The organism is Limnoglobus roseus (assembly GCF_008254045.1).
In the GTDB taxonomy this organism is placed as follows: domain Bacteria; phylum Planctomycetota; class Planctomycetia; order Gemmatales; family Gemmataceae; genus Limnoglobus; species Limnoglobus roseus.
In genome coordinates this window covers 4573381-4598940 of record NZ_CP042425.1, presented here as the reverse complement: position 1 = coordinate 4598940, position 25560 = coordinate 4573381, and the positions used below count along the sequence as shown (strand labels likewise).

The 25560-nt window shown below is 65.2% G+C and carries 27 protein-coding genes; 16 read left to right on the top strand and 11 right to left on the bottom strand.

Annotated features, from left to right (window positions below; translation table 11 throughout):
• The first annotated feature begins 83 nt into the window (after positions 1 to 83).
• A complete protein-coding gene (locus tag PX52LOC_RS19215) occupies positions 84 to 1523 on the top strand; it encodes a multiheme c-type cytochrome (RefSeq protein WP_149111613.1) in 1440 nt (479 codons plus the stop codon).
• Positions 1524 to 1537: 14 nt separating this feature from the next.
• Positions 1538 to 3151 (top strand): multiheme c-type cytochrome, encoded by a 1614-nt coding sequence (locus PX52LOC_RS19210; protein WP_149111612.1) that lies wholly within the window; start codon positions 1538 to 1540, stop codon positions 3149 to 3151.
• 53 nt (positions 3152 to 3204) lie between these two features.
• Here PX52LOC_RS19210 and PX52LOC_RS19205 read toward each other — a convergent pair whose 3' ends face one another.
• Positions 3205 to 4107, bottom strand: a complete 903-nt coding sequence (locus PX52LOC_RS19205) for a ThuA domain-containing protein (RefSeq protein WP_149111611.1) — start codon at positions 4105 to 4107, stop codon at positions 3205 to 3207.
• A 101-nt stretch (positions 4108 to 4208) separates the two neighbouring features.
• On the opposite strand from PX52LOC_RS19205, the gene PX52LOC_RS19200 reads away from it, so the two are divergent.
• Positions 4209 to 5639 (top strand): MBL fold metallo-hydrolase, encoded by a 1431-nt coding sequence (locus PX52LOC_RS19200; RefSeq protein WP_149111610.1) that lies wholly within the window; start codon positions 4209 to 4211, stop codon positions 5637 to 5639.
• Between the two features lie 118 nt (positions 5640 to 5757).
• Positions 5758 to 7344 (top strand): methionine--tRNA ligase, encoded by a 1587-nt coding sequence (gene metG, locus PX52LOC_RS19195; RefSeq protein WP_149111609.1) that lies wholly within the window; start codon positions 5758 to 5760, stop codon positions 7342 to 7344.
• A gap of 97 nt (positions 7345 to 7441) precedes the next feature.
• Here the strand turns inward: metG and PX52LOC_RS19190 are convergent, their stop codons facing one another.
• Both PX52LOC_RS19190 and yidC read right to left on the bottom strand, forming a co-directional pair.
• The gene (locus tag PX52LOC_RS19190) at positions 7442 to 8023 is read right to left on the bottom strand and encodes a DJ-1/PfpI family protein (RefSeq protein WP_149111608.1); all 582 of its coding nucleotides are present in this window, start codon (positions 8021 to 8023) and stop codon (positions 7442 to 7444) included.
• 17 nt (positions 8024 to 8040) lie between these two features.
• Positions 8041 to 10542 (bottom strand): membrane protein insertase YidC, encoded by a 2502-nt coding sequence (gene yidC, locus PX52LOC_RS19185; RefSeq protein ID WP_149111607.1) that lies wholly within the window; start codon positions 10540 to 10542, stop codon positions 8041 to 8043.
• A gap of 715 nt (positions 10543 to 11257) precedes the next feature.
• Here yidC and PX52LOC_RS19180 point away from each other — a divergent pair.
• Positions 11258 to 11572: a hypothetical protein gene (locus PX52LOC_RS19180; RefSeq protein WP_149111606.1), complete on the top strand. Its 315-nt coding sequence runs from the start codon at positions 11258 to 11260 to the stop codon at positions 11570 to 11572.
• Between the two features lie 726 nt (positions 11573 to 12298).
• The gene (locus PX52LOC_RS19175) at positions 12299 to 12577 is read left to right on the top strand and encodes a hypothetical protein (RefSeq protein WP_149111605.1); all 279 of its coding nucleotides are present in this window, start codon (positions 12299 to 12301) and stop codon (positions 12575 to 12577) included.
• 585 nt (positions 12578 to 13162) lie between these two features.
• Here the strand turns inward: PX52LOC_RS19175 and PX52LOC_RS19170 are convergent.
• The 3 genes from PX52LOC_RS19170 to PX52LOC_RS19160 form a co-directional block, all read right to left on the bottom strand.
• Positions 13163 to 13429, bottom strand: coding sequence for a hypothetical protein (locus PX52LOC_RS19170; protein WP_149111604.1), 267 nt, complete (start codon positions 13427 to 13429; stop codon positions 13163 to 13165).
• 289 nt (positions 13430 to 13718) lie between these two features.
• On the bottom strand, positions 13719 to 14705 hold the full coding sequence (locus PX52LOC_RS42650) for a hypothetical protein (RefSeq protein ID WP_246173765.1): 987 nt from the start codon (positions 14703 to 14705) through the stop codon (positions 13719 to 13721).
• Between the two features lie 159 nt (positions 14706 to 14864).
• Positions 14865 to 15344 carry an Imm50 family immunity protein gene (locus tag PX52LOC_RS19160; RefSeq protein WP_168219096.1) on the bottom strand — a complete coding sequence of 160 codons (480 nt, stop codon included), beginning with the start codon at positions 15342 to 15344 and terminating at the stop codon, positions 14865 to 14867.
• Positions 15345 to 15799: 455 nt separating this feature from the next.
• On the opposite strand from PX52LOC_RS19160, the gene PX52LOC_RS19155 reads away from it, so the two are divergent.
• From PX52LOC_RS19155 to PX52LOC_RS43360, 4 genes are all read left to right on the top strand, one after another.
• Positions 15800 to 16021: a hypothetical protein gene (locus PX52LOC_RS19155; RefSeq protein WP_149111602.1), complete on the top strand. Its 222-nt coding sequence runs from the start codon at positions 15800 to 15802 to the stop codon at positions 16019 to 16021.
• A gap of 425 nt (positions 16022 to 16446) precedes the next feature.
• Positions 16447 to 16875 carry a helix-turn-helix domain-containing protein gene (locus PX52LOC_RS19150; protein WP_149111601.1) on the top strand — a complete coding sequence of 143 codons (429 nt, stop codon included), beginning with the start codon at positions 16447 to 16449 and terminating at the stop codon, positions 16873 to 16875.
• Positions 16876 to 16974: 99 nt separating this feature from the next.
• Entirely contained in the window at positions 16975 to 17199 is a 225-nt protein-coding gene (locus PX52LOC_RS19145; protein WP_149111600.1) for a hypothetical protein, read from the top strand.
• A 61-nt stretch (positions 17200 to 17260) separates the two neighbouring features.
• The gene (locus PX52LOC_RS43360) at positions 17261 to 18028 is read left to right on the top strand and encodes a reverse transcriptase-like protein (RefSeq protein ID WP_149111599.1); all 768 of its coding nucleotides are present in this window, start codon (positions 17261 to 17263) and stop codon (positions 18026 to 18028) included.
• 85 nt (positions 18029 to 18113) lie between these two features.
• On the opposite strand, the gene PX52LOC_RS19135 is transcribed toward PX52LOC_RS43360, so the two are convergent.
• Complete coding sequence (locus tag PX52LOC_RS19135; protein WP_149111598.1) at positions 18114 to 18374, bottom strand: hypothetical protein; 261 nt, start codon at positions 18372 to 18374, stop codon at positions 18114 to 18116.
• Between the two features lie 164 nt (positions 18375 to 18538).
• On the opposite strand from PX52LOC_RS19135, the gene PX52LOC_RS19130 reads away from it, so the two are divergent.
• The 3 genes from PX52LOC_RS19130 (at position 18539) to PX52LOC_RS19120 (ending at position 20110) form a co-directional block, all read left to right on the top strand.
• Positions 18539 to 19141 carry a hypothetical protein gene (locus tag PX52LOC_RS19130; protein WP_149111597.1) on the top strand — a complete coding sequence of 201 codons (603 nt, stop codon included), beginning with the start codon at positions 18539 to 18541 and terminating at the stop codon, positions 19139 to 19141.
• Between the two features lie 2 nt (positions 19142 to 19143).
• The gene (locus PX52LOC_RS19125) at positions 19144 to 19566 is read left to right on the top strand and encodes a hypothetical protein (RefSeq protein ID WP_149111596.1); all 423 of its coding nucleotides are present in this window, start codon (positions 19144 to 19146) and stop codon (positions 19564 to 19566) included.
• 220 nt (positions 19567 to 19786) lie between these two features.
• On the top strand, positions 19787 to 20110 hold the full coding sequence (locus PX52LOC_RS19120; RefSeq protein WP_149111595.1) for a hypothetical protein: 324 nt from the start codon (positions 19787 to 19789) through the stop codon (positions 20108 to 20110).
• Between the two features lie 192 nt (positions 20111 to 20302).
• On the opposite strand, the gene PX52LOC_RS19115 is transcribed toward PX52LOC_RS19120, so the two are convergent.
• From PX52LOC_RS19115 to PX52LOC_RS40705, 3 genes are all read right to left on the bottom strand, one after another.
• Complete coding sequence (locus PX52LOC_RS19115; RefSeq protein ID WP_149111594.1) at positions 20303 to 20542, bottom strand: hypothetical protein; 240 nt, start codon at positions 20540 to 20542, stop codon at positions 20303 to 20305.
• Between the two features lie 189 nt (positions 20543 to 20731).
• Positions 20732 to 22438: an RNA polymerase sigma factor gene (locus tag PX52LOC_RS19110; protein ID WP_168219095.1), complete on the bottom strand. Its 1707-nt coding sequence runs from the start codon at positions 22436 to 22438 to the stop codon at positions 20732 to 20734.
• A complete protein-coding gene (locus PX52LOC_RS40705; protein WP_168219094.1) occupies positions 22435 to 23046 on the bottom strand; it encodes a hypothetical protein in 612 nt (203 codons plus the stop codon). The genes PX52LOC_RS19110 and PX52LOC_RS40705 overlap by 4 nt, the downstream gene beginning before the upstream one ends.
• A 217-nt stretch (positions 23047 to 23263) precedes the next feature.
• Here PX52LOC_RS40705 and PX52LOC_RS19105 point away from each other — a divergent pair, with 217 nt between their 5' ends.
• Complete coding sequence (locus PX52LOC_RS19105; protein WP_149111592.1) at positions 23264 to 23455, top strand: hypothetical protein; 192 nt, start codon at positions 23264 to 23266, stop codon at positions 23453 to 23455.
• 84 nt (positions 23456 to 23539) lie between these two features.
• Here the strand turns inward: PX52LOC_RS19105 and PX52LOC_RS19100 are convergent, their stop codons facing one another.
• Complete coding sequence (locus PX52LOC_RS19100; protein ID WP_149111591.1) at positions 23540 to 23959, bottom strand: hypothetical protein; 420 nt, start codon at positions 23957 to 23959, stop codon at positions 23540 to 23542.
• 339 nt (positions 23960 to 24298) lie between these two features.
• Here PX52LOC_RS19100 and PX52LOC_RS19095 point away from each other — a divergent pair, with 339 nt between their 5' ends.
• Together PX52LOC_RS19095 and PX52LOC_RS19090 are read left to right on the top strand one after the other, a co-directional pair.
• Positions 24299 to 24538 (top strand): DUF3072 domain-containing protein, encoded by a 240-nt coding sequence (locus PX52LOC_RS19095; RefSeq protein WP_149111590.1) that lies wholly within the window; start codon positions 24299 to 24301, stop codon positions 24536 to 24538.
• Positions 24539 to 24602: 64 nt separating this feature from the next.
• Positions 24603 to 24830: a hypothetical protein gene (locus PX52LOC_RS19090; protein WP_149111589.1), complete on the top strand. Its 228-nt coding sequence runs from the start codon at positions 24603 to 24605 to the stop codon at positions 24828 to 24830.
• Positions 24831 to 25560: the final 730 nt, after the last annotated feature.

Here is a 25560-nt window from a genome sequence, read left to right as displayed (position 1 = left end):
TCCCGGTGCCCGGAAAGGGGGAATCTAATCAGTGGCCGAGGATTCGTGCCGCCCGATCCCCTGATTCGACTCCAGGTGCAACCGTGGGCCTTCGCGCTGCCGCCTTGTTCGCCGGTCTGGCCGCGAGCGTGACTCTCGTCACCTACGCCGCCCAACGGGACCGGCTCGAACCACCCCGCGGAGAACCCGTGGGCGCACGCCCCGCGCAAGGGTTATTCACCCCGACCGTCGGCTGCTCGGCCGCCAGTTGTCACGGCAGCGGGATGCCCGGCAAACCCGGCGGTGAGCACTCGACCTGGATCGAGAGCGACCCGCACACAAAGGCTTTCCAGGTGCTCCGCAACGAGGACTCGGTGCGGATCAGCAAGAACCTCGGCCGCACGATGCCGGCACACGAGGACGCGAGTTGCCTGAAGTGCCACGCGGTGAACGAGGATCGGTACTTCCACGGCGAGAAGTTGGACGAGCGGGAGCTGAACGAGGGCGTTAGTTGCGACGGCTGCCACGGTCCGTCGGCCAAGTGGAACAGCCTTCACTACACCGGCTTCTGGAAGACGCTGAGCGACCGACAGAAGTTCGAAGAGTTCGGCTTCGTGCCGACGAAAGACCCGGTGGCCCGCATCCTGACGTGCGCCCAGTGCCACGTCGGCGGCCGGGACCGCGAAGTGAACCACGACCTGATCGCCGCCGGCCACCCGCGGCTGTCATTCGAGTACACGCGGTTTCACTACAGCGAAGAGTACCAGCAAAAACACTGGGTCGAGAAGACGCCGAATCCGGACTTCGAAGTCCGCACGTGGCTCATCGGCCAGGTTGCCACCCTGCGGGCGGCCGTCGATCTGCTAGCCGCGCGGGCGGATCGAGCGGACGTTGCCCAGTCGCCGTGGCCGGAGTTCGCCGAGTCGAGTTGCTACGCTTGCCACCAGAATCTCGGCCCAGAGTTGCGGAGTAACACGACGAAGACGCTCCACCCCCGAAAGCCTGGCGCCCTCGGCTGGCAGTTGTGGTACTCGTCGTTCGCGAAGGTGCTGCCGAAGTTGGCCAGCGTCGTCCAACCGAATGGCACGGCCCCGGCTCTAACGTCACTCGACGCCCTGCGGGCCGAGATGGAGAAGCCGACGCCGAATGCCAAGACGATCTCGGCGCTGGCCCGAACGGCCCTGGTCGAGTTAGACGCATCCTTGCTGAGTTTCCAGCAAGGGACGTTCGCGACGAACCTGAACGACCAGCAAGTGCGAACGATGGCGGCCACGATCACCGAGAGCGTTTACGACACTGCCAGCGGCAAACTCCGCGATTACGACTGGGACGTACTGGCCCAACACGGCCTCGCACTGACGGCCCTCTACCACGGAGCCGGTGGCACGGGCAACCCTACCGTCGCCGGCTGGAAAGAGCCGCTCCTGGACGTCCGGTCCAAGCTCGCGTTCCCAACGACTGGCAGCCGCGTGGACAGCCCGCGTGACTTCAAACCGGATTCGGTCTATGCTAGCTTCCGCACGCTCTACGAACTGACCCACTAAGACGCGAAGGGGCGATGATGGCGACCCAGACCCGCCAAGACTTCTGGCCACGGCTGCTTGGCATCATGTTCGCCACCACGGCATTGGCCGCAGGGGTGGCCCGGGGGCAAGCACCGGAAGGGGCGACCACGTACGCCCCCGTGCGGTTGCCCGGCCAACCGGCCCCGAAGAACCCGGGCGAGATCAGTACGTCCGTGACCAAGTGCGACACGTGCCACACGGAGTACAAGCAACCGAACACCCCCGGCGGGCGGGCACTCAAGTCCAACGAGTTCATCCTGCACAACGAGAGTTCCACCTGGTTCAAGAGCGACGTCCATTCCATCGCGTTCGCCAATCTCGACGGCCCGATTGGCAAGCAAATGAGCGAACGCCTCGGGTACAAAGTAACCGAAGCTCCCCAGTGCCTCACCTGCCACTCGGCGGACAAGACCCCAAACAAACCCCTCGCGGACAAGAAGCCGGATGATTTCGCCCGCGAAGACGGCGGCGTGAACTGTACCGTTTGTCACGGCATGGGGAACGCCTGGCAAGGCGAACACACCGACCCCCCGGCAACCCGCTGGCGGGAGAAGGAACCCCAGTTCAAGTTCGACAAGGGGATGGCCGATCTGCGGAACCCGGCGGTGAAGGCGAAGTTGTGCGTCTCGTGCCACGTCGGCAATCCCGACGAGGGCAAGGTCATCACGCACGACATGTACGCCGCCGGCCACCCGCCGATTCCGCCGTTCGAGATCACGAATTACATGGCTTCCGAGCCGAAGCACTGGGGCTACCCGAGCGAACTCCCGTACTTCAAGCAGTTCGCGGAGCAGACGAAGTCCGACGAAGCGGCGACGTGGAAGACGTTCCGCTACTTCCCGGCGGAGAAAGAATCGTACCTCGCCCGGCATTTGGCCGCCGGGGCCGTGGCCGCCATGGAAGCCGAGGCGGCTCTGCTCGCAGACGCGGCCAAGCACAGCGCGTCCGGGTTCGATTACGCCCGGTTCGACTGCTACTCGTGCCACCACGACCTTTCGTACCCGAGTGCCCGCCAAAAGCGGGGGTACGAGGGCGCACCGGGACGAGTGCCGTTGAAGGTTTGGAACGGCGCGGTGCCGGAAGCCCTCGCCCAACACCTGGGCGGGTCATCCGTTCCCGAACTCAAGACCTGGGCAGATTCGTACAAAGGCACGTGGCCCACACTGCGGAAGGCGGCGATCGCCCGCCAACTCGGCGACCCTGCTCAAGTGATGACGGCGGCAGCCGCAACCCGGAAGTGGTGTAACGACTACTTGCAGTTGCAAACCGTCACCGACAAGCCGATCTACCCGCCCAGCCAGGCCAAGGAGCTACTGAAGATCATCAACACCGCCGCCACGTCCGACAAGTGGACCGGGGCCCCGGAAGCGGTCATGGCCCTCACGTGGGCGAGCTTGGGGTTGAGAAACGATTTGAAGTCCACGCCTCCCCAGGATCAACTCGCGAGCCTGGGGAGGGTCATCATTACGCAAGTTCGCTCGGAACCGTTCTCGACGCCGGACAAGTTGCCGGTTCCAATCGAGTCGAAACTGAAGGCGAGACTGTCGCTGTTCGCGATGTTCAAGCCCGACGACTTCATCCGCGAGTTCAAGAAGCTCCCGGAGTAAGACCCGAGTCCGCGTGCGGCCCATCGGGTCGCACGCGATACGCCTGCTGTCTCCTACTTCTTCCCCTTCGGGTCCAGGTTCGCTTTCAAGTCGTCTTCCGTCACCTTCGATTCGACGCCGTCCTTCGGCACCTCGACTTTGCAGATCCACAGCAGCGCGTTCAGCACCACCTTGCGGAAGCTTTCGTTGCCCCAGTTGCGGTGAACGTGGCCGCCACTGAAGCCGACGCCGCGACCGCCGTCGGGCCGGTCGGCCGCCCACATCATCGTCTCGGCCTGGTTCTTCCCCTTCGCCTCCTGGATGTGCTTGTACGGCCCCTTCGGGTAGACGTAGGGGCCGTCACGGACCGTGTCCAGCGGCACGGCCGTCAGGATCGGGGTGACGCCCTTCATGCCCTCGCGGAACCGCATGTTGAAGTACCACTCATCCCGCACGCTGAACGGCTTCACGCCGCGGCTGATCGGGTGGTCGGGGAACGTCTTGAACTCCGGCGACCACATCGGGTTGCACGAGAACTCGTGCTCGTAGCAGCCGCCGATCCACTCGCGCATTTCCTTCGCCCCGATGTCCTTCGGCACTTCCACGCCGAAGTGCCCGCACATCAGGCCGACGCCCTTCTTCATCAGGCCGTCGATGAACGCCAGCCGCTTGTCGCGGATGAGCGGGTGCCCGCCGCCACCGTCGGCGTAGCACAGTATGCCGGCCGCCCCGTCGAAGACCTTCTCGTCCTTCGGGTAGCCGTTCAAGACGGTGACGACTTCGAGTTCCTTCACGCCTTCCAGGCACTTCGCCAACAGGCGCACGCCAGCGTTGAACTCGTGGTCGCCCGGCCCGTGACTCGGCGTACCGGCGATCAGCACCAACTTCTTGCGCTCGGTGTCGGCCGCACGCAGGTGCGGCAGGGTTCCGAGTGTGACGGCCGTGGCCGCGAGGAATTCTCGCCGTGTGGCTTTCATGAGAGGCGTCCTTGAAAGGGAGGGGATGGGGAATGAGGTACGGGTCTGGTGGAAGAAGACAATCATCCCGTCCGCCGGACCTCGCCCCCTACAATGGAGAGATGAATTCCAACAAACCCACTCCCGCCGGGAGCCACGAGCCGACACTGACGTTCTGGGGAGCTGCCGCTTCGGTCAGCGGGTCGATGCACCTGCTCGAAGCCGCCAACCAACAAATCCTCCTCGACTGCGGGCTGCACCAGGGCAAGCGTGAGGAGGCCCGCGAGCGGAACAACCACTTCCCGTTCCACCCCGATCAACTCGACGCGGTGATCGTCAGCCACGCCCACATCGACCACTGCGGCAACCTGCCGACGCTCACCCGTCGCGGGTATACCGGGCCGATCTACTGCACGCCGCCGACGCGAGACCTGCTGCGAGTGATGCTCCGCGACTCGGCGAAGATTCAAGAGGAAGACGCGGCCCACATCAACATCGCCCGCAATTACGCCGAGCCGTGGGTACAGCCGCTGTACACGCAGGCGGACGTGTTCCGGGTGTTCGATCAGCTCGTCGCCGTGCCGTTCGGCAAGGAACTCGACCTCGGCCGCAACGTGAGGTTGCGATTCTACGAGGCCGGGCACATCCTCGGCTCGGCGGCCGTCCACATCCGCGTCGACCACGAGGGCCGCGAGCGGCGTCTGACCTTCACCGGCGACCTCGGCCGGCGGAACAGCCCGATCTTGAAGCCGGCCCACGACCTGCCGCCCGCCGACGTGTTGGTGAGCGAGAGCACCTACGGCAACCGCATCCACGAACCGATGGCTGTGACGGTCGAGAAGTTGTACGCCGTGGTACAGTCCACCATCGCCCGCGGCGGCAAGGTGCTCATCCCGGCGTTCGCCCTCGGCCGCACGCAGTTGATCGTCCACCTTCTCCAGAAGGGCTTGCGAGAAGACCGCTTCCCCGAAGTCCCGATCTACGTGGACAGCCCGCTCGCGGCGGACATCGTGGACGTGTACCGCTCGCACCCGAACAGCCTGTCCGCGGACGTGGCCGAGGCCGTGAAGGAGGGCCACGGCATCCTCGGCGGCGACGGCGTCCGGTACGTCCGCGAGTTCGAGGAGAGCAACCGTCTCATCACACGGCCAGGGCCGTACATCGTGATCGCGTCGGCCGGCATGTGCGACGCCGGGCGGATCGTTGCACACTTGAAACAAAACGTCGATGACCCCCGCTGCACCGTGGCCCTCGTTAGCTATCAAGCCCACGGCACGACCGGCCGCCGGCTGACGGAAAATAAGCCGACGATCCGCTTCCAGGGCCGCGAGTGGAACAAGTGGATCGACGTGGTCCACCTGAACGGCTTCAGCGGCCACGCCGACAAGGACGACTTTCTGGCGTACCTGAAGCCGCTGGCCGGGAAGGTGGGCAAGGTCCGCCTCATTCACGGCGAACACGAGCAAGCCGACGCGATGGCCGACAACCTACGGGCGATCGGCTTCGACGACGTGAAAGTGCCCGAACCGGGCGAGAAGGTCGTTCTCGGCTGACAATCCCCCACAACACAATCCCCACGGTTGGCGAGCGACCCATCGGGTCGCCGCTGAACCTCGAATGCCATCTTCCCGTCTCCTAAAACGACGGTACGACACTCTTCCCGGAGCGGACATGACGACGAAGCCGAAGTGGTTCCAGACGACCGCCATCGACTATCCGAACAGCCGGCCGCACATCGGCACGGCCTTCGAGAAGTTGGGGGCCGACGTGCAGGCGCGGTACCGCCGGATGGAAGGCTACGACGTGTTCTTCCTGATGGGCAACGACGAGAACACGCTGAAGGTCGCCGACCGGGCGAAGGAACTCTGTCAGGAGCCGCAGGCGTACTGCGACGAGATGGCCCGGCAGTTCCGTGAAGTGTGGGACGCGCTCGACATCAGCTACGACACGTTCATCCAGACCAGCCACGAGCGGCACAAGGCTTGTTGTCGAAAGTTCATCCAAAAGGTGTACGACAACGGCCACATCTACAAGGGCCTCTACAAGGGCTGGTTCTGCCCCGGCTGCGAGGAGTTCAAGAGCAACAAGGTCCACGCCGAGAATGCCGGCCTGTGCCCGAACCACAAGCGGCCACTCGTCTGGCGAGAGGAGCCGTGCTGGTTTTTTAAGTTGTCCGCGTTCCAGGACCGACTACTGGCGTTGTTGAAAGAGAACCCGAACTTCGTGCAACCGGAGAGCCGCCGCAACGAGATGATCGGCTTCATCGAAGCCGAAGGGCTGCAAGACCTGAACATCTCCCGGCACGGCGAGGAGTGGGGCATCCGCCTGCCGTTCGACCCGGACTTCACAATCTACGTCTGGTTCGACGCGCTGCTGACGTACGTCACCGGCATCGGCTACGGCGACGACGAAGCCCTGTTCCGCAAGAACTGGCCGGCCGACGTCCACTTCATCGGCAAGGACATCACGCGGTTCCACACGCACATCTGGCCGGCGATGCTGTGGGCGGCGGGCGAGGAGGTGCCGAAGCAGGTGTTCAGCCACGGCTTCGTATACTTCCAGGGCGACAAGATCAGCAAGTCGCGGCTGGAAGAGTTGAAAAAAAAGGGGCTAGACTACCTCCTCGAACCGATGGAGATCATCAAGAAGTTCAGTGCCGAGGCGTTCCGGTACTACTTCCTCCGCGAGTGCCCGTACCCCAGTGACGGACAGATCGACCCGGACCAGTTCATCAAGGTGTTCAACAACGACCTCGCCAACACGCTCGGCAACCTTCGCAGCCGCACGCTGACGATCCCGTTCAAGAGCCTCGGCGGGATGCTGCCCGGCACCGCGGGCCGAACCCCGGAGGCCGTAGCGGGCGAATTCGACGCGGCGAAGTTAGTGGCCGAGGTGCGTGCCCGCGTCGAGGCGTGCGAGTACAGCCAAGCGTTGCAAGCCTTGATGACGCAGTTGCTCTACCCGGTGAATAAGTACATCGGCGACAAGGAACCGTGGAAGGTGGTGAAGGACGATCCGGCGGCCGCGTCGCTGATCCTGCACAACGTCGTCGAGGCGCTGCGGATCGCGAGCATCCTGCTGAAGCCGTTCATCCCGCGAAGTGCGGAGGCGATCTACAAGAGCTTCAACTTCTCCACGCCGTGGGAGCAGGTGCGGTATGCCGATGCGGCCGAACTGAAGGCCCAGCCCGACGACTTGCGGGTGACGGCCGAATTGGTGGACGGGAAGCCAACGCCGCTGTTCCCGCGCATCGCGTGATGTTCAGTGAAGGCGAGCGGCCCGGCGTGAGCGGGCCGTGTCTGATACTTTCAGACACGGCCCGCTCACGCCGGGCCGCTCGCCTTTCTCTCTCAACTTACGCCTCGACCTTTGACCCCAGCACTTCGAGGAACGCTCGTAGCCATGCGGGGTGAGCGGGCCACGCGGGGGCGGTGACGAGGTTGCCGTCCACGTGGACGCCGTCCATCGGCACCTCCCGGAAGACGCCGCCGCACGCGGCCACGTCGGGGCCGACGGCCGGGTAGGCGCTGCACGTCCGACCCTTCAGCACGCCGGCGGCGGCGAGAATTTGCGGGCCGTGGCAGACTGCCGCGACCGGCTTGTTCTCGCGGAAGAAATCGCTCACCAACTCCAACACCTTCAGGTTCAGCCGCAGGTACTCCGGTGCGCGGCCGCCGGGGATCACGAGGGCGTCGTACTTCGCCGGGTCGATCTCGGCGAACGTCGCGTTCAGCGCGAAGTTGTGGCCGGGCTTCTCGCTGTACGTCTGGTCACCCTCGAAATCGTGGACGGCTGTCCGCACCTTGTCGCCGGCCTTCTTGCCGGGGCAGACGGCGTGGACCGTGTGCCCGACCATCGCCAGCGCCTGGAACGGCACCATCGCCTCGTAGTCTTCCACGAAGTCGCCGACCAGCATCAGAATCTTCTTCGCCGCCATGATCCCTCTCCGTCGGGTTACTTCCGCTTTTTCTTGTTCTTCCGCTCCTGGGCCCGCTCGGCGGCCGACGCCCGTGGGGGTTGGGCCTCACCGCCCGCCCCGTTCGGCTTATCGTTGCGGATTTGTCGCTGCGTTTCCGCCTGCCGCTGGGCTTCCTCCAGCGCGACCTTCATCCGGCCCCAGAAACCGGCCGGCTTGGCGTCCTGCGTTTTCGGTTCGTCCGTGCCGTTCCCGCCACTGTCGCGGTCCCGACCGGGCAGCGCTTTCTCGACGTGCGCCCCGACCGCGACGGCCTGGGCCTTCGTGATGTCCGGCTTCGGCACCAGGCGGCGTTCCAGGATCGCCCACAGGCCGCCGACGATGAAGTAAACGCACAGCCCGGCCGCGACCTTGAAGAAGAACAGGGCCGTGAAGACCAGCATGTACTTCATGATCTGCTGCTGTTGCGCCTGGATGTCGTCCGTCGGCGGCGGCATTGTGAGCCGCTGCTGGACGTAGAAGAGCACGACGGCGAACAGCGGCAGGATGTTGAAGAACGGCCCCAGGTACAGGAAATTCAGCGACCCGAACCGCGACCACGGCGTGCTCACCATCGGAATCGACTCGGTCCACGGGATCGTCATGTCCGGGGCAGCCAAGTTCGGGAACCACAAGAACGGCTCCAGCCGGAAGAAGACGCTCTCTTGCAGGCAGAAGTACAAGCCCATCAAGATCGGCATCTGGAGCAACAGTAGGACGCACCCGCCCATCTGCGAGAACTGGTTGATGCCGGCCTGAGCGAACAGTTGTTTCTTCGCCTGCGCATGGGCCAAGAAGTCGTCCTTGTACTTCTCTTGCAACTTGTCGAGTTGCGGCTTCAGGGCCAGGATGCGGGCCGACATGTGCGCGTTGATCGTCTGCTGCCGACGGCTCGGGATGAACAGGCAGAGCCGCACGCAGACCGTCACCAGCATGATCGCGAAGCCCCAACTGCCGACGAGGCCGTGCAGCACGCCGAGCAGCCAGTGCATCGTGTTCGTGGTGAAGATAATCAGGCTCGTCCAACCGATGCCGTCCAGCCGTCGGCCGAACCACGTCGGCGAGTGGTAATCGGTGAGTGTGTCGAGGTGGTACTTCGAAACGTACCGGTCCACCGTTTCCTGCGGCACGGCGCGGTCGCCCTTCAACTGCGACAGCAGGCGGACCTTCATCGGCCCGTTGTAGACGGCGTAGGCGTGCGAGAGTTGCTCGTCCTTCGCGGGGTCGAACACCTTCGTTACTGCCCGCGTCGTGATGTCGAACAAGAAGTACCGTTCCTGCTCGTAAGACTGCCGCTGTTTCTCGGGCGATTCGTTCGTGTCGGGGTGGAGTTCGCGCGTGGGCCGGACGTACTCCCACGGCTGGTCGTTGACCGTCACATCGTCGTCGATCGCGAGGGCCGAGGCGAAGTACTGCGTGCCCTCGGCGGCGAAGGTGAACCGTCCGGGCTTCTCCAGAACGTCGCCGCCGTGCCGGTAGTGGATGTTGCTGGCGTCGTCGATCTCGCGCCGCGGCGTGCCGTTGCCGTCCAGCCAGCCGGTGTACGCCGTGCGGAAGGACGTGGTGTACCACTCGCCTTCGATCGGCATCCCGACCGCCCCGGCGATCTGGTAGCGGAACTTGCCCGCCCCCTTCAGCCGGCCTTCCGCGCCGACGATGTCCACCTTCATCTTGAAGTCGTAGTCCGTGCGGTCCAGGCTGAACGTCTTGCGGAGCTTCAGGTAGTACGGTGCCGGCAGATCCGTCTCGAAGACGACCTCCCACGGCCCGTCGGCCGGTTGCTTCACCGACGCGATTTTCCAGTCTCGCTCGGCCAGCGTCGCCAACGGGATGCGGTCGTCCTCGGGCCGGATCTTGCCGTCCTTGTCCACCGGCCGCAGCGGGTCGTCCTTGGCGGGGTAGTGCAGCAGCGTGTACGACGGGGCCGACAGGCGGTCGGTCGCGGGCAACTTGCCGGGCTTCTTCCCAGCGGCGAAGTCGGCGGCGGTCAGGTTCGACGGCAATTCGAACGGTTCGCTATCGTCGGCGATGTACAAGAACTGAGTGCGAACGAGGCCGGGGATCAGGAACAACGGCCGGGCCTTTCCCTTGTCGTCGATGACCTTGGTGCCCCGGCGGTTCGCCTCTTCGAACTTCGTCAGAATCAACTGCTGAACGCCGGCCCCGTGGTTCGTCAGCAGCACCTTCAACGCGAAAGAATCGTCGCCAAGAGCGATGAACGCCTGCGGTTCGGTCGGGGCGGACGGTGCGGCCACGGCGGGCTTCGGCGGCTCGACGGGCTTCGGCAAACGGCCGGGCAGGAGGTCGTTGAACGGCTTGCCGCCGAGGATGGCCGGGCTGGCGACGGCGGCCGCCTGTTCGCGAGTGATGTTCGGCAACTTCGGGGCGTCGGCCTCGTCCGGTTGCTGGTTGCGCTTCGGGTAGAGGTAGTACCACGCGGCCATGAACGCGGCCATCACCACCAGGAATCGCACGATGTTCGAAAGGCCGTTGTTTTGCATTGGGAATCGCGATGGAGGTCGGGCGGCGCAGAAACTCTACCCGTTATCGTATGGACGGGTCGGAAGAACGGAAAAACCCACGGGTTGTCCCGTGGGTCATTCGGATCGGCTCGTTCGCCATTTTTAGCGGCCTTCGCCGAGGCGGTCGCCGAGGAAGTTGTCCAGGTCCGCTGTGAATCGTAGGAGGTTCCCTCCCCTCCGTCGCCTTCTCCTTCTGCGTCGCCGTCGGATCGCGGGCGTAGGTTCCCCGCGGATCGAGAAAGATACTACGACAGTTACTACGACAGTTGCAAGCGGAATCGGCCCTTCGCCCTCTGAAACTCCTCACAGGCGAAGGCTTCTCTGAGGGGTGGCAACTACGACAGCGACGAACCCTCCCCTACCCGTTGCCTACTCCTCTTCCTCGTCATCGCCCGATTCGCCCCCGGCGGGGCCGCGACTCCCTCTCCCCGCCGTCCCCTCTCGATCTTCTACGCCGTCTCGCTTTGTGGGGGTGATGGCCGCTGTCGCTCGGCGACTGCGTCTTCGACGGAGCTGCGAACCTCTCCTCGGCCCCTGCTACCTCGGCTTCGCCATCTCCTCATCGCCCGCGATGAAGTCGAGATGAGAGAAGAGGCATCGCCGCGGCGAAGTCGTTGACCGAGTCGGCAAGGGAGAATAGGCTGGGCCAGTTCCCCCGCCGTCAGGGATTGACTCCGCCTTGAGAACTCGCCGAATGCGCACCGTGTACAGCTACGCCCGTCTGATCCTCACCTCCTGCTTCTTCCTCGCGGGCATCGCCCTCCAGACCGTCCCATCCGCCGCGGCGGTCAACCGCGAGGCCCGGGACCGCGAGCGTCTCCTCCAAGCGGTGCCGGCAGAAGATCGCGCCGAGTGGGTACGGCTACGAGATCGGGAAGACGCCCAGGCCGAGGCGTCGGTGCGACTGTTCGGCGTGCTGATCGGGGGCGTCGGCCTGGGGGCCGCCCTTTTCGAAGCGGCCTACGTGAGTGCGCGATCCAGTCGCCATTGCCCACTCGACACCCGTTGAAGCGGGGCGAGGTATCCTCCCCGCCATCGCCTACTCCTTCCCCAGCACCAGATCAACCACCCAGCACCCTACGAGACCCGGGCGGGGACGGGGTCCCCGCCCCGCTCCTACTCCCACTCCCCGAAGAAGCCGACGCCCACGAAGGCTTCTCAGAAGGAGCTGGCGGGGAGGCCCCGCCGAATCTCCCCCCTACTCTGACGCCGTCTCGGTCGCCCCCGCTGCGTTTGTGGGAGTGGCACCCCTCGGGCCTCGCCTCGACCCAGACTCAGACGGCGACCCAGGGGGCGGGGACACCCCGCCGCCGCCTCTTCGCCGACCCCGCCGGAGACTCAGGGGCGGGCCGCCCGCCCTCGCCATCCCCTCTCCTCGCCGACGGGGTCAGGGGCTATTTCGAGAAAGACGATAAAGACTACTTACTTAGTGCTAATTAGACTTAGGTCTCGTCTGAGTCTAAGACGGCGACTAGAATGAGTCGCCCTCGCCTCCCCTTTTCGAGTTGAAATCGACTCCCCCTTCGCCCCTGGCGAATTAGTCCCATCTGAAGACCCAGCAGCGGCCCCCAGCTCGATCCTACCTCGCGATCTCCTCTCGTCTTAGACCCAGTGCGACCCGCCGACGCCCTCGCCTATCGCGATTTTATCGCACCCTAGACGGGGTCGCTGAACCCTCTTCTCCGCCCCCGCCGACCCCGTCGGCGGGGGTTCCCTCTCCCTTCCCGAGACTCTGATGAGCCACGACCCCCGCCGCTACGCCGCCGCCCTCCGCGACGCCGTCCCTTCTACTCTCCCGCCCTCTCTCCGTCCGCACCTCGACGACCTCCGCGAGATGACTCAGCCTCAGAAGGTGAAGGCGGCGTTTCGGCAGCGGGTGATTGATCTCGTCCGGGGGAAGCAGCCTCGCCCCAGCCGAAGGCCCCCGGCCGCCACTCCCACAGACACACCGACGCCGACGCCGACGCCGCCGAAGCTCCCGCCGGTGATAGCGTCGATGGGAAAGAAGGAGTGAGATACTCGACCCAGCCGCCGAAGGCGACGGCGATAGAGAATGCGACGGTGTTCGCGGTGGGGTTCCGAAGAGTCACTTGGGAGGGGGCGGAGAAGTGGGAGCCGATGGCGTAGCCGGAGCAGGGGCGACAACGTCTTGTTTGGCGTTCGACTTGGAGTGAGGCGTGAGTGGAAAAACGAAAATGGCGGGATGAACTGCAAGAGGTTGTCGCCCACTCAACCTCTCACTTTTTCATCCCGCCAGTGATGGAGAATGATGCAAGGAGTGTGCCAGCTCCCGAAAGTTAACATCCTTCGTGCATGGGTGAGAAAGTTACGACTCCGGCAAGAGATAAGTGAGTTGATGGCTCCGGGATTGAGAACTTCGGTGCTCAAGATGGGGAACAGCCGTGCGCAACTGAGGTGAATTCGCCGGGAGCGACAACGAATGAGCAGCGTGATCGGCCGCCGTCGATTGGCAGACAATTTGCTCCACTTTTGTCAGAAGGTAGCCGATCACTCGCCAGCCGGATGCACGCTCACTGGCTCTCGAAGTGGTCGGCTTCCTTCGTTTACGTCGCAACTCGCAACCGAATCTATCGTCACGTTACGCCGCACACCCCGCGCACCCGACGCCCTCTTCGACCCCCTCGCCGACGGCGACCCAGGCGACCACGCCGTCCGCGAACCGGACGAGGTGGGAGAGGCCCTCCGTCCCCAGCGACTCCGCAGGGAGGTAGACCACCCCTCGCCGCAGAACCGCCCCCGCCCCATTCAGTGTCAGCTCCAAGCCGGTCTTCGCATCGCGGACCGACACGGTCCCGGTGCCGAACCCGACGGAGGTCACGGGGATCATCAAGAGTGTCGTCGTCATCGCCTTCTCCTTCGCCGAGTGAGGGGATGAAGTGTTCTACCGTACACTCCCCCTCCGCTCAATCTCCGTAGCCGTCGGTCGTGCCTGTGGGCGGGGCCGGCCGCCGCGACGGTGACGGAGACGCAGGAGGCGGATGAGAAGAAGCCCCCTCTGGGACCATTCCCAGAGGGGGCTTTCGTCGTTTCCGGGTCTCCGTCGGCCACCCTGACCGCGACGCCGACCCAGACGAAGAGGGAGGGGGCGAGGGAACCCCGTTCCCTCGCCGTCTCATCGCCCACGCCGTCGCGGTCTAGGATTTGCCGAGGACGAGGTCTAAGACCCAGCAGCCGCGAGCGTGCGGACCGGGACCGCGGAGGTGACTCAGAACGGCTTCGTCTTCGCAGCCGGCGTCTTCGAGGGCGTCGGCTAAGATGGGGAGACGGTCCCAGGCTCGGGCTTCGTAGGCGGATTCGGCGAGGGAGCGGGCGGTGGCGGTGAGCCAGCGGGGGTCGAACGTGGGAGCGAAGGGGTTAAAGACGCAGCGGAGGAGCTGGCTCTGGGCTTGTTGCTCATTGCCCCCGTCCGCCAGTCCTGCCGTCGCATGAACGGCGTGGATCGCCATCGAGGACGAGCAGAACTCCCGGTACAGCATCAGGGCGATGTAGTGCGGGTCGTCGCCGGAGAGAGTGTCTGAGGCTCGATCTTCCCGTGGGATCGCTTGCCGAACTTCCGCCGTCACGCCCCGACACGCGGACCGGAGAACGACCCCCTCTGCGACTTGCTCCAATACCTCGACGCCCCGCCGCTGCCGGGGGTCAGGCAGTAGGCGGAGGAGCCGACCGAAAGCCGCTGCGGCGAACAGCCGCAGCTTCCGCTCGGACGCCGTCTCCCTCGAATGCCGCCACTCCAGCATCAGCTTCGGCTCCGTCGCCGCCGCCCACTCCGCCTCGGTCATCAGCGACGGCCACGCCTGCCGCTCCCCCTCGAACGCCGACCATTCGAGGAACTCCGCGATCCGACCGGCCAGGGCGTCGTACCACGCGGGATCGCCAGAATCCGAGCAGACCAGTTCGACAACGTTGATCCGCGGCAAGAACTCGCCGTCGATGGCGTAGCCGCCGGCCGGGTTGCACGCGGCCATTATCACTACCACCCACGGCTGCCCGTCGGCGGCTTGGAAGTCCCTCGGCCCGGTCTGCCGCAGTTCGGGCATCGCGGCCAAGAACTCGACCAGCGGGGCCGTCGCCGCGAACCGCGAGTAGTCGGGGCCGCCGCGAATGGTCAGATACCACGACACTGCCCGAAGCCCTCCGCCACCCGCGCAGGCGAACACTGCCCATTCGACCCCATCGCCGCCCGCGGGTCAACCCCCGAGCCACCGCCCACGCCGTCGCCTTCTCATCTTCAGATGCGACTCTAACGCTGACCGAGATCATCAGGCAAGACAGGGGGAAGCCTACGCGCGGTCGAGGTTCGAAGCAGGCGGTTCGGCGTTGATTGCCTCTCCGGCGTTACCACACGGGACCACACTTAGGACCTCCACGGCGAAACACTCGAAAGATGCATCCACCCCGAACGCCGAGTTGAACCGCACCGCCCACTTCACCCGCTCCATCTGCCGGTCCCGCAGGTCGGTGAAGTCCAGTCCATGGAGAGCGTTCTGGTGGTTGAAGCCATCCAGCCGCAACTTGACGACTTCCCGGAATTGGAGATGCACCAGCACGTGAAACCGCTGGCCGTAATACCCATCGGGGCCGACTTCGTCTGTCATCTCGAATGCGTGAACGAGGGCTTCGAGGGTCGGGCCGTAGCTCGCCTCGCCCCCCGAGCGCCGATCGAGCCGCAGCCACAGGACCTCGGCGTCGTGGAACGTGGGCCAGTAGCCGAAGACGGCGACGAGCTGTTCTTCGCCTTCGATTGGGCCGATGCCTTCCAAAACTCCCTCCGCCGCCGAACGCGCTTCAGACCAATCCCGTGTAGCACCAAGCGGCCCCGTATCCCACAAGGCTAATCGCCATCCCCGACGGGGTCAACGACCCGTCACAGACACCACTCCGCGGAAACTCCGTCTCCTCGCCTACGGCTACTCTTCTTTGACTCCTACGCCCGCGTAGGCGTCGGAGGGGGCGACGGAGATAAAGTAGGCGGCGGCGGCGAAGCCGCCGCGGGCGGGGCGGAGTAGGAGCGAGGGCGGCGAGGGCGTCCCGCCGCGAACGGCGAACTCACCCCGTTGCACCGCCGGCCGCGGCGCGGGAAGATGGCGGGCGGAACAAGTAATTGAACCGCAGCGGACTTCTACCGATGGCGGAAACTACTCCTGCCGCGATGTCTCCTTCGCCTCCCGTCGCGGGGGTCGGATGCGGACCTCTAGCCCTCGTCCTACTCGGTGGGGTGGCGGCACTCGGCCCCCTCCTGACTCCGATTAACTGGTGGCCGTATTCCGAGTACTACGTTCCGAAGTACGTCCTACTCGCACTGAGCGTGGGGTGCGGACTTCGTGCGGTACGTTCGGGCTGGTGGGGGGACCGGGTGTGCGGGCTGATCGCACTCTTGGTCGGTGGTGGCACGACGGCGTACATCGTCTGGACGCTGGCAAGTCTCATCCGGGCGTGAGTCGCCTCCTCAAGCCAAACAAGTAGATCGGCGATTCGGTGGGCAGACCGTGCATTCCGTGGGCAAATCTGATTCGGTGGGCAAAGCCTCCCGGATCTGAACAATTGCACATCAAGAGGAATCCGCCGAGATTTCGCGGAATAGACGGAGGCGGGGACGCGGGACCGACGCGGGCGGCGTCGGTGCGTCTGTGGGAGTGGCGAGCCGGTGGGCCGCGTTGGGTCGGGGTCGCCCACCGCGACGCGGAGCAGCAGGCCCTACGACCCCTCTTCGTCGCCGAACCCTCCCCTCCGAGATCGCGGCGGCGACGGTTCGCCGTCGCCGCCGAGAAGCCGTCGCGGACGGGGGCGAATTCCCAGAGGGAGCTGGGGCTGACGCGGCGGCGGGATCAGACTAGACTCCGCCGAGCCAAAGAGGAGACGGCGATGGCGAAGGACGCGAAGAAGCGGGCGTTGGAGATGCTCGGCACCGGGCACGAGCTGCTCGAACAAGTCGGCAAGGCGCTGACGAAGGCGGGAGTGTTGATCGGCTCGCTCGATGAGGGTTCGTCGGTTCGGAAGGCGAAAGCACAACTCGAAGGCGTTCTCCCATCCTTCGGTGAGTGGGTTCGGACAAAGATGATCGAGGAGGCCCTAACCGAGAAGGAACTCGCGGACAGGGCGGACATCGCTTTCGGAACGCTTCACTCCTACCTCAATACGACCAAGACCCCCACCCTCGTGAACGCGGTTCGCCTCGTCGTTGCCCTGAACGCGGACTTCAACGAACTGTTCCGCATCAACGATCTCGTCAAAGATTTGGCGGGAGTTAAGAACTTGACGGATTGGATGAGAAAGCGGTTTGAGACGACCTGAACGATTAGGTGACTTTTTCCTTGATGAGTTACCAAAGTAACTCTATGATCTCCTTCGCCCCCTGCGGCACTTCGCCGCTCGGCCCCCGAAGGAGTTCCGATGAGCGTCTCGTTTCTCAACGGCGTCGATTCCCCCCTCTCGAACCGCGCCTCCCAGGCCCTCGCCGACTTGGGCGAGTTCGCCGGCACCTACGCCATCTCCGACGCGGAGTGGACGGAGGAGACGGTCCGCCACTTAGAGACCGCCCGCGCCCGCCTCGCCGCCGCCCTCTTCCCCGCCCCCGCCGAAGCCGACACTGTTCTCGAAGAACCCGTCCTCGCCTGACCCGTCTCGACTCGGGGCGGCCTCGCCGCCCCCTTCTTCCTCTTCTTCACCGGAGTCTTCTATGCCCCGCTTCCCCGCCCCCGCCGCCAGAGGCGACAAGGGCCTCGCCCACCCCGCCCTGCGGCTTTTCCAACGCCCCCGCGACGGCTTCTGGACCATTCGCTTCGACGGGAGCTGCGCAGACAATGGCTCCGCTTTCGCCTCTGGGAAGTGGGGGTTTCTGATCCTCGACGCCGCCGGCCGACCCGTCCGCCGCAAGTCCGGCGACACCGTCGCCGCCGCCGTCACCAACAACGTCTCCGAATGGCGAAGCGTCGCCGAGGCCGTCCGCGAAATCGAGGCGGGGCCTCGCCCGACGGGTCTGCTCTTCGAAGGCGACTCCCGCCTCGTCGTCGAGCAGCTCACGGGGGCGTGGGCGTCGAAGAAGGCGGAGCTGACGGCGATCCGCGACGAGGTCCGCGACGCCCTCGCCCGCGTCGGCCTCCCGTGGGCGGCGAAGTGGATACCCCGCGAGGAGAACTCGGAAGCCGATGAGTTGACCCGTCCCGAGACGCCGATCGAGGATTGGTCGGCGTGGCCGGAGGCGGAGGAGACGGTGATCGAGGAGCCGGAGCCGACGCCCGCGACGGCTCCCCCGACCACTCCGGCGAAGGAGCAGGCGTCGGAGTTGACGACGGCGGGGGACCCGGCCCGGCTGCGGCTCTTCTTGGTCGTCGCCCGTTCTGCGGCGGAGGCGAGGGCACTGACGGGGGCGGGGGACGGGGATCGGGTCGAGGAGGTGACGCTGACGGCGGCAAAGGTACTGCTAAGCGTTGGCGGGGTCGGCTAAGACGCGGGCTGTGGGAGGGGCTTTGGCCCGCTCTGCGGCCATACTTCTTCGCCGCCGCGGTCGGCGCCGAGACCGCCGAAGGTGACTATCCGCCCTCGACCGTCTCGCCCTTGTCGGCCCACTGCTTCAACACGCTCGGGGAGCGGACCGAGAAGAACAGGGAGTGGGCACAGTGCGGGCACATGAGCGCGAAGAAATCGGCAACGGCCTGCGTGCCCTGCATCGGGGCGAGGAAGGCGTAGTCGAACACTTTCATCTGCTCGTGTCCGCACGCCTTGCACCTCCGGTCAATCCCCTTGCTCTCTAGGTGCTGCTCGATGTTCAGTAGCTCTTGAACCGGCATCATGGGTGCAACCTCGGCGTTGGGGGCGATCGGGAAGGTGAGGGGATTAAACACAGATTGCAAACAACGAGCCAAACGCTCGTCCGCCGCCGCACATCGTCCTTGCCCCCGCCCCGGCCGGCGGGTAACGTTAGGCTACCACTCCTTCACCCCACGCGAGGTTCGCCATGCTCCGCGCGACGCTCGTCCTGCTCGCCGTCACCTCGTTCACCGTCGCCGCCCCGCCGCCGAAGGAGGGGGAGAAGAAGGCCGAGTTGTACTTCCCCACGAAGGTCGGCACGAAGTGGGTGGAGGAGCGGACGGACGCGGACGGGGTGAAGCACGATCAGCCCTACGAGGTCACGAAGGTCACGGAGACGGACTGCGGGTACCGGGTGCGTGTCGAGTGGTTCCAGGCTTCCCATCGGAATACTCTCACGACCGAGTACCTCGTCAGCCCGGACGGCGTCGCACTCCTGAACGGTGGCGGGACCGACTTCGACGAACCGCGGCCCGTCCTGAAGTTGCCGGCGAAGGCGGGGGAGTCGTGGACGGAGAAATTGCTCCGGTGGTCCGGGACCACCACCCACGAAATGGGCAAGGAAGAGACGGTCGAGACCCCGCTCGGGAAGGTCCGGGCGATCCCGGTGGTTCAAACCTTCTCGGCGACCCCGGGCACCGTCTGCACGCGGTGGTACGCGGCGGGCCTGGGCAGAGTGAAGGTCGTGACGAAGGACAAGGACAAGGTCACGGTGACCACCGTCCTCAAGTCTTACACCGCAGGCAAGTGACGATGGACCACCGCGACAGCCTGACGTTACCAGCCGAAGGAAAGCCAGTCGTGAAAAAGCCGGCCCCGAAGGTCGATCCCCGCCTCCTCGGCACGTGGCGATCCGACCGGCGGCGGACGTTCCGACACTTCAAGCCGAAGGCCGGGTGCTCGCCGCGGAGCTTGCGACTGTTCAAAGGACTGTTCGGGAAACTGGTCATCCGCTGGGACCGGAGAACGTGCCACACCGACTTGGACGGCTTCTGTCAGGCGGTTCGGTACGAGGTCGTCGCGAGCGACGCGGTGAGCGTTGTCGTCCGGTTGCGAGAGGGATTGACGGGCGAGGAACGCCTCCAGCACATCCACTTCGACGGCGACCACTACTGGGTCGCGCTGGGCGGCGGTAGCCTCTGCGAGTTCTTCCGCCGTGTCCCCCCGGGTGAGTAGGCTGTCCGGATGCCGATGTCCCCACGCGGATCGGCCGGGCGAGGTCGGCGGTGGAACGGCGAGATACGCGGCGGGTAGAGCGAGTCCGCCTCTCGCCACTACTTTGCCCGCTCACCATCGGTTGGCCTGGCAGGATGCGCAAGCGGTCATTACTTTAGGCGAGTTTCTTACACCATTGCACGATCAGCGATAGTTGAAAGATTTTCGATGGAGCGTTGTGATGGCGAAGTTCAAGTCACGCACGTTCACCAATGAGTGTCTCTTCAATACCGCTGACGAGTACATCGCTTGCCGATTCGTCGACTGCATGGTTCGGGCCGATGGCAACTCGTTCGCCGGTTGCGAGTTCATCGGCGGCATCTTGCAGCACGCGGGCAAAGCGGTCGGGACGTTCGCGGGCACTCACTTCAGGAACACGCGATACGAATTCGTCGATAACGCCATCATCGCCGTCGCCCAGTTACACCGCCTCTATCACGACCTGCCAGGTGGCAAAGAGGTGGTCGATTCGCTCATTGAAGCCATCAAGACCAAGAACACGTGACCGCGCCCGTTGCCGAACTGGTAACGGGCGAGTGGGCACGCTGGTAAACAGGGGCCTGCGTCTGCGGCAACCGAGCAACGTAGTCTTGCACGGGTCGAGACCCGGCGGTATCACCCGGCCGCGGGCTGAGAGGACCGGCCGGGTGGTGCGAGTGGTCGCAGCCCGGCCGGTTTCGTTCCTATCGGTTAGCTATCATCCGCCGACCGTCTCGCCTTCGTGGACGGCGGCCACGACCTCGTCGGCGGTGGGCAGATCGTCCCCCGCGAGCGAGTAGACGGTGTAGTCGTCCACATCCACGCGGAACTCGCCCTCTTGAGCGTCTACAACTTCCACGACGGCATCAGCCTCGCCCTGCAACTTGGCCGCGACCGCGCCGGAGAGGTCGCCGATGTGTGGACAGACCGGACAGCGGTGGATCATCACGTTCGTCATGGGGTGGCCCTCGGGAGATGGGTGTGCGCGCGAATTGTACCAGTTATTGCCGCGTGGCGGGGAGGCCCGATCTTACGCGGTGATGATCGAGGTCGCCCCCGAGAACCTCATCGCCCACGCGGCTGCGGGGGTAGGTGCCCCTTCGGGCGGTGGCGTACTTGCCCCCGGGGAGGGCGGCGGGTACCCGAATCATCTCGGCGGCTTCACTTCTGCTAAACCCCAGGCCCAAACGGACTCGGCCGCAGAACCGAGAGAAGTTGGCGGACAGAACAGTGCCCCGCGCGTCAATGCGTCGCGGACCAGCTCGCCCACCGCGTCGATGCGACGGGCGAGTAAACTCTCCCGCGTGACCGTCACTCCTTTCGCGGACCAGATGTACGCAAGCTTTCCCCCCCGGCCTTTCTCAAAGTCTTGAACGTCCCAAAAACGGTAGACGTCGAGCCGTGGCGGGCGACCGACCATTTGCTGCCACTTGCAACGCTGCGTGAGAGACAGGACTGCAACGGCTCGGTCGTACGCGGCCCGTTGGTCCAGGGGGCGGGCGTAACCCGGTGGCCGGAACGACACGATCCCCGTGCGGGGATCCGCGAAGGCGACCCGCATGAGGAGATCGGGCGAACCCGCCACCCTCTTCGGTGCTTGCAGGTCGGAGAGGACACCGGCCACGGCCGCCCGTTGCTCCCGCGTCAAGTACAGGGCGGCCGCCACATCCGGCTCGGCGAACGCACCCGCGCCCAAGACCCACAGGTCCAATTGCCGGAGGCGAGCGAGTTGGCTCGGACTCAAGACCGTGTCGGCGAATGTCGTAAGGGCGCGCCCGTGGACGTCCCCGGGCCACTCGCCGCGGTCCATCGGTATCGAGTCGCCCGACGGGTTCTCGTCGAGGGAGTCCCGAACCGGGTCCGCGCGGGAGAGGGCGGCGGCGAAATCCTGCACCGCGGCCTGTTGTTCCGGGGCGCAGTCCAACTCCTGGAGGACGGCCGTATGGAGGAGGAGCAGCCCCGCCCGCGGGCAAACCAGGGTTCGGGCCGGGACGGGCTGGGCAAAACGGCCGGGCGGGTCCGACCCGGTGGGCGTCGAGTCCGAGTCGGCCGTTCGCTTCCAACCAATGCCGACGGTTGCCGCCACGGCCACGAACAAGGTTCCCGCTACGGTGAGGCTCCTCCACCGCGCCCCACCGGCGACGGCCCGGATCACGTCGGCGACCGGCCCGGACTCGTGCGATCCGCAGTGAAGGGCCGTCTCGCCCGCTCGCACGGTTGCCGCGACGAGGTCGGCGGGCGCGCCCGCCTCGACCGCGGCCAAAGCCGCGGCCCCAAGAAGTCCCTTCTCGCGGAGGCGGGCCGCGAGGCGTTTCCGCCCGCGACTCAGGCGGGCGGAAAGGGTGCCCAAGCTCCAGCCGAGTCGTTCGGCAACAGCCTGCCGCGGTTCCTCGTCTAAGCCGCACAGGAGGAGTGCGATCCGCTCGCTCTTGGGCAGGTGGTCCATCTCGCGGGCGATCGCCTCCCAGAATTCGCTAGCGGCGGGCGGGGCTGACGCGAGGGGCTTTCTTTTCGCCGCCTCTGCCTCCCGCCGTCGCCGCTTGGCCGCCCGGACGCGCGTGTTGAGGGCGACCCGGACCGCGACGCCGCACAACCACCGGTCGATGCTCGCCGGCCGGCGGAATCGGCGGCCACAGTCGAGGAGTAGCAGGAACGTCGCCTGGAAGGCATCCTCGGCGTCGGCCACATTCGGCAGTGCGCGGCGACAGATCGCCCACACGGACGGGGCGTGCCGAGCGACGAGGGATTCGAACGCGCGATCGTCCCGACACTCGACGACGCACCGGACGAGTTCGGCGTCCGGGCGAGGATCCGACGCGCGAAGTTGCCACAGGCCGGGGAGAGGTGGCCTCACGCACGGCCTCCATCCGACGGGCTTGGCTCTGCGGTGTGGGAACGGCGAACGACCAGTGGAAGAATTTCGCCGGGCAGGGTTCGCAAGTCCGGGGGACGGCCGTCGGGGAGCATTGCGGCAAATTGTCGCACGACCAGATACAGGGTCAACCCTTCGTCCGGCGTCGTTTCTTCGTGGTCCGGGTAGGGCAGGCACCGCATGGCCGCGTCGATGAAGACAATGTCCTCGGCGCTTATCCGCAGCCGATTGGCCGACAGAGTGGCCAGAGCGTCTCTCAGGACCATGAGCGCTGCGCTGGGCCTGCCGGGCAGGCCTCGATAGACGTCCAGAAGGCGACGCGATGCGGCTTGTGCCAATTGACAAAGGGCAATAAGGTCGGGGTCGGTCACGGTGCATCCACTCTCGCCGGGAGAAAGAAAACTGGATGTGTAAGTGGCTCGACGGTCGATGAAACGTGCAAGATTTTTCAAAAAAGACAAAATTGTCGAAAATGGTCCCGGCCTTATTCGCACCTTCACACTGAGGTAATCGTTCTCGTGTGAGGCATCAGGTTGCTGAGAACTTTCAAACTGCGACGCCCTGGACTGCGGCGAGTGGCGGGTCAGCATCGGGCGGGCAGATGGGAGGTAAAGCCGAGCTAACGCTGCATGGTCGGGGTCGCCGCTGCGAACCCCTCGCCCCTCGCTCGGTCAGGGGGGACGGCTGTGATGGTAGGTGGTGGCCGTCGGCGACTGGGATGCTCTGTTCTCAAGGTCTGGCTCGGCTCAAGGGCCGCCGCCCGGCCTGCCGATACCTCCCAGACTTGCAACACATGAGAAACGCCGCATGACGCCGTTCGAGCGCCCCGACCGCCATTGTCCGCAGTGTCAGCACAAAGGGTACATGTTCCGAGCGCGGAAAACAGTAGAAGCCGACGGGGCGAAGCACATCGACACGAAGTACCGATGCCGGGCCTGTTCGCACGACTGGTGGGAGCGGATTCCCGATCCGAAAGCCGACAACCAGTCCGCCGCGTGAGTTTTCGTGAGGTCTTCGACCGGACGTACGGGTTTGTCCGGTGGCTAGTCGGTGCGCTGACGAAGGGGCCGCAACCTGACGGCCTCAATCCGCAAACACGCGCGTCATATCGCGAACGGCATCCGCGCCATACGTCTCGACCAGTTCCTTGACCTGGCGGACCAGCTCGACCGCGTCGCCCTTCACCGGCTTGGCATTCGGCGCAGCCGTCGGCTCGGTTGGTTTAGCTGCACGACCCGGTTTTCCCTCGGCCTTCTTCTTCTCGATGGTCTTGTAGGTGCTGAACACCTGCGGCGGCACGTCCAAGCCGAACTCGGCCTGAATGTAGATCGAGCCCTCGGTCGGGTTATCCTTCCCGGCCGCCATCGCCTTCCGAACGGTGTCAGCCTTGCTGATCGTCTCGGCGGGCTTCGCAGCCGCTTCTTCGACCTTGGTGGCCACCCCGGCCGGCACGTCATTGGCGGCGGCTTGCTTGGCGGCTTTCATCGGTTTCTTCTTCGCCACGGGACACCTGCTGGGAGTCGAGATTGAGGGCGGTATGAGCTATCTAACTCAGATTCGCGGCTGCGACCACTGACATCAATCCGGGGGAGATACAGAAGGTGTGCGGCAAGGTTCGGCTTTGACGGTCCTGCCGTCGCCTTCCCTTCGCCGCCCCCACCACCGTGAATGCGTCACCGAGGACGATGCCATGTGAGGCCTTTACGCCTTCGACTCGGACGCCTCAGTCGCCAGGGTACGGCTGCGGGGGTAGGTGATGGCTGCCGCCGGGGAATCCGCGTCGGCACGCCGATTGCTGAACAATTATCCAGTCCGCCGAGGTGGCGGACGAGGAGGATTACGATGAGCAGCAAGAACAACCCGAAGGCGGATACCTCGGCGATCAAGGACCCCGAGGACTGGGTCACGGGCGACGAGCCGATGACCGGACCGCAGGAGAGCTACTTGGGCACCCTGGCCCGCGAGGCAGGGGAAGACGCCCCCGAGGAGCTGACGAAGGCGGAGGCGTCGGAGAAGATCGAGGAGTTGCAAGAGAAGACCGGGCGGGGGAAGAAGACCGCCGCGAAGAAGAAGGCGACGTAGCCGGGGGCGGGGAACCGGCCCCGTTCTTGCGGGGACTTGGGGCACCTCACACCCGGAGCGACCCATGACCCCCGCGAACGAGATCGGCGACCAAGACCTCTCCGGCGAACCCGCCTCGCCCCCGCCAGGGACCGGCCACGTCGGCAAGGCGATCATCACCCCGCACGGCAAGCCCGAGACCGTCCCCGTCCCCGCCGGGGCGAAGACGGCCGCGGAAGTCGCCGGCACCGACGCCGACGCCGACGCGGGCGCGCCGGGGATCGCCGGCACGACCGACGCCGCGAGACCGTGAGCGGGCCTCAGCTCGATCGCCGCCGAGGCGGGTCAGGAGAGGACTCGGCGAGGGGGGAGGGGCACCCCAAAAAAAGTATTTCGAGAAGGCTTAACTCGATGATGGATAATATTTTGAGACGAAATCGAACAGGAAACCGAGAGACTGACCGAACTTACCTCGGGTCCGAGGGTGATAACTAAGAGTAGAAGAGGGTCTTCTGCTTAATCTCCTCTTCTTCTGATGCTTGAGATTAGTCTGAGTCGAGTTCAATTCGCGATCATCCCCAGACTAAGTCAGCGTCGCAGATGCGTCAGCCATCAGCCACTCCCACAGTCTAAACAGATGAGATAGAGACACTGCTGAAGCTGAGTCTTCTTCTACTCTTCGACTTCGTCGAATACGACTTCGCCGACTGTGATCGAGTCTGAGACTGTGATTCTGTGGGAGTGGTTAGAGCTGTCGCTCTAGACCTAAGAAGCTTCTTAGACTTCATCTTCTAACGCGCGCACGCGAGGGGTACGCCCCCGAAGACACCTCCTCGGGAATTCCCAGTTCCCGCTCAGACGCCGACGCCCTCGCCGACTAGGACCCCGCTCGGGCCGCTTCTCGCACTTCGACCCCGACGGCGAAGGCGTCCGCGTCTAATCTCCCGCGAAAACGGAGAGGCCGTACCCCCGGCGCTCCGGCCCCGGCCGATCCGAAGACTACCCCCCTTCGGCGGCCGGGGCGATTACCCCTCTGGACGTGC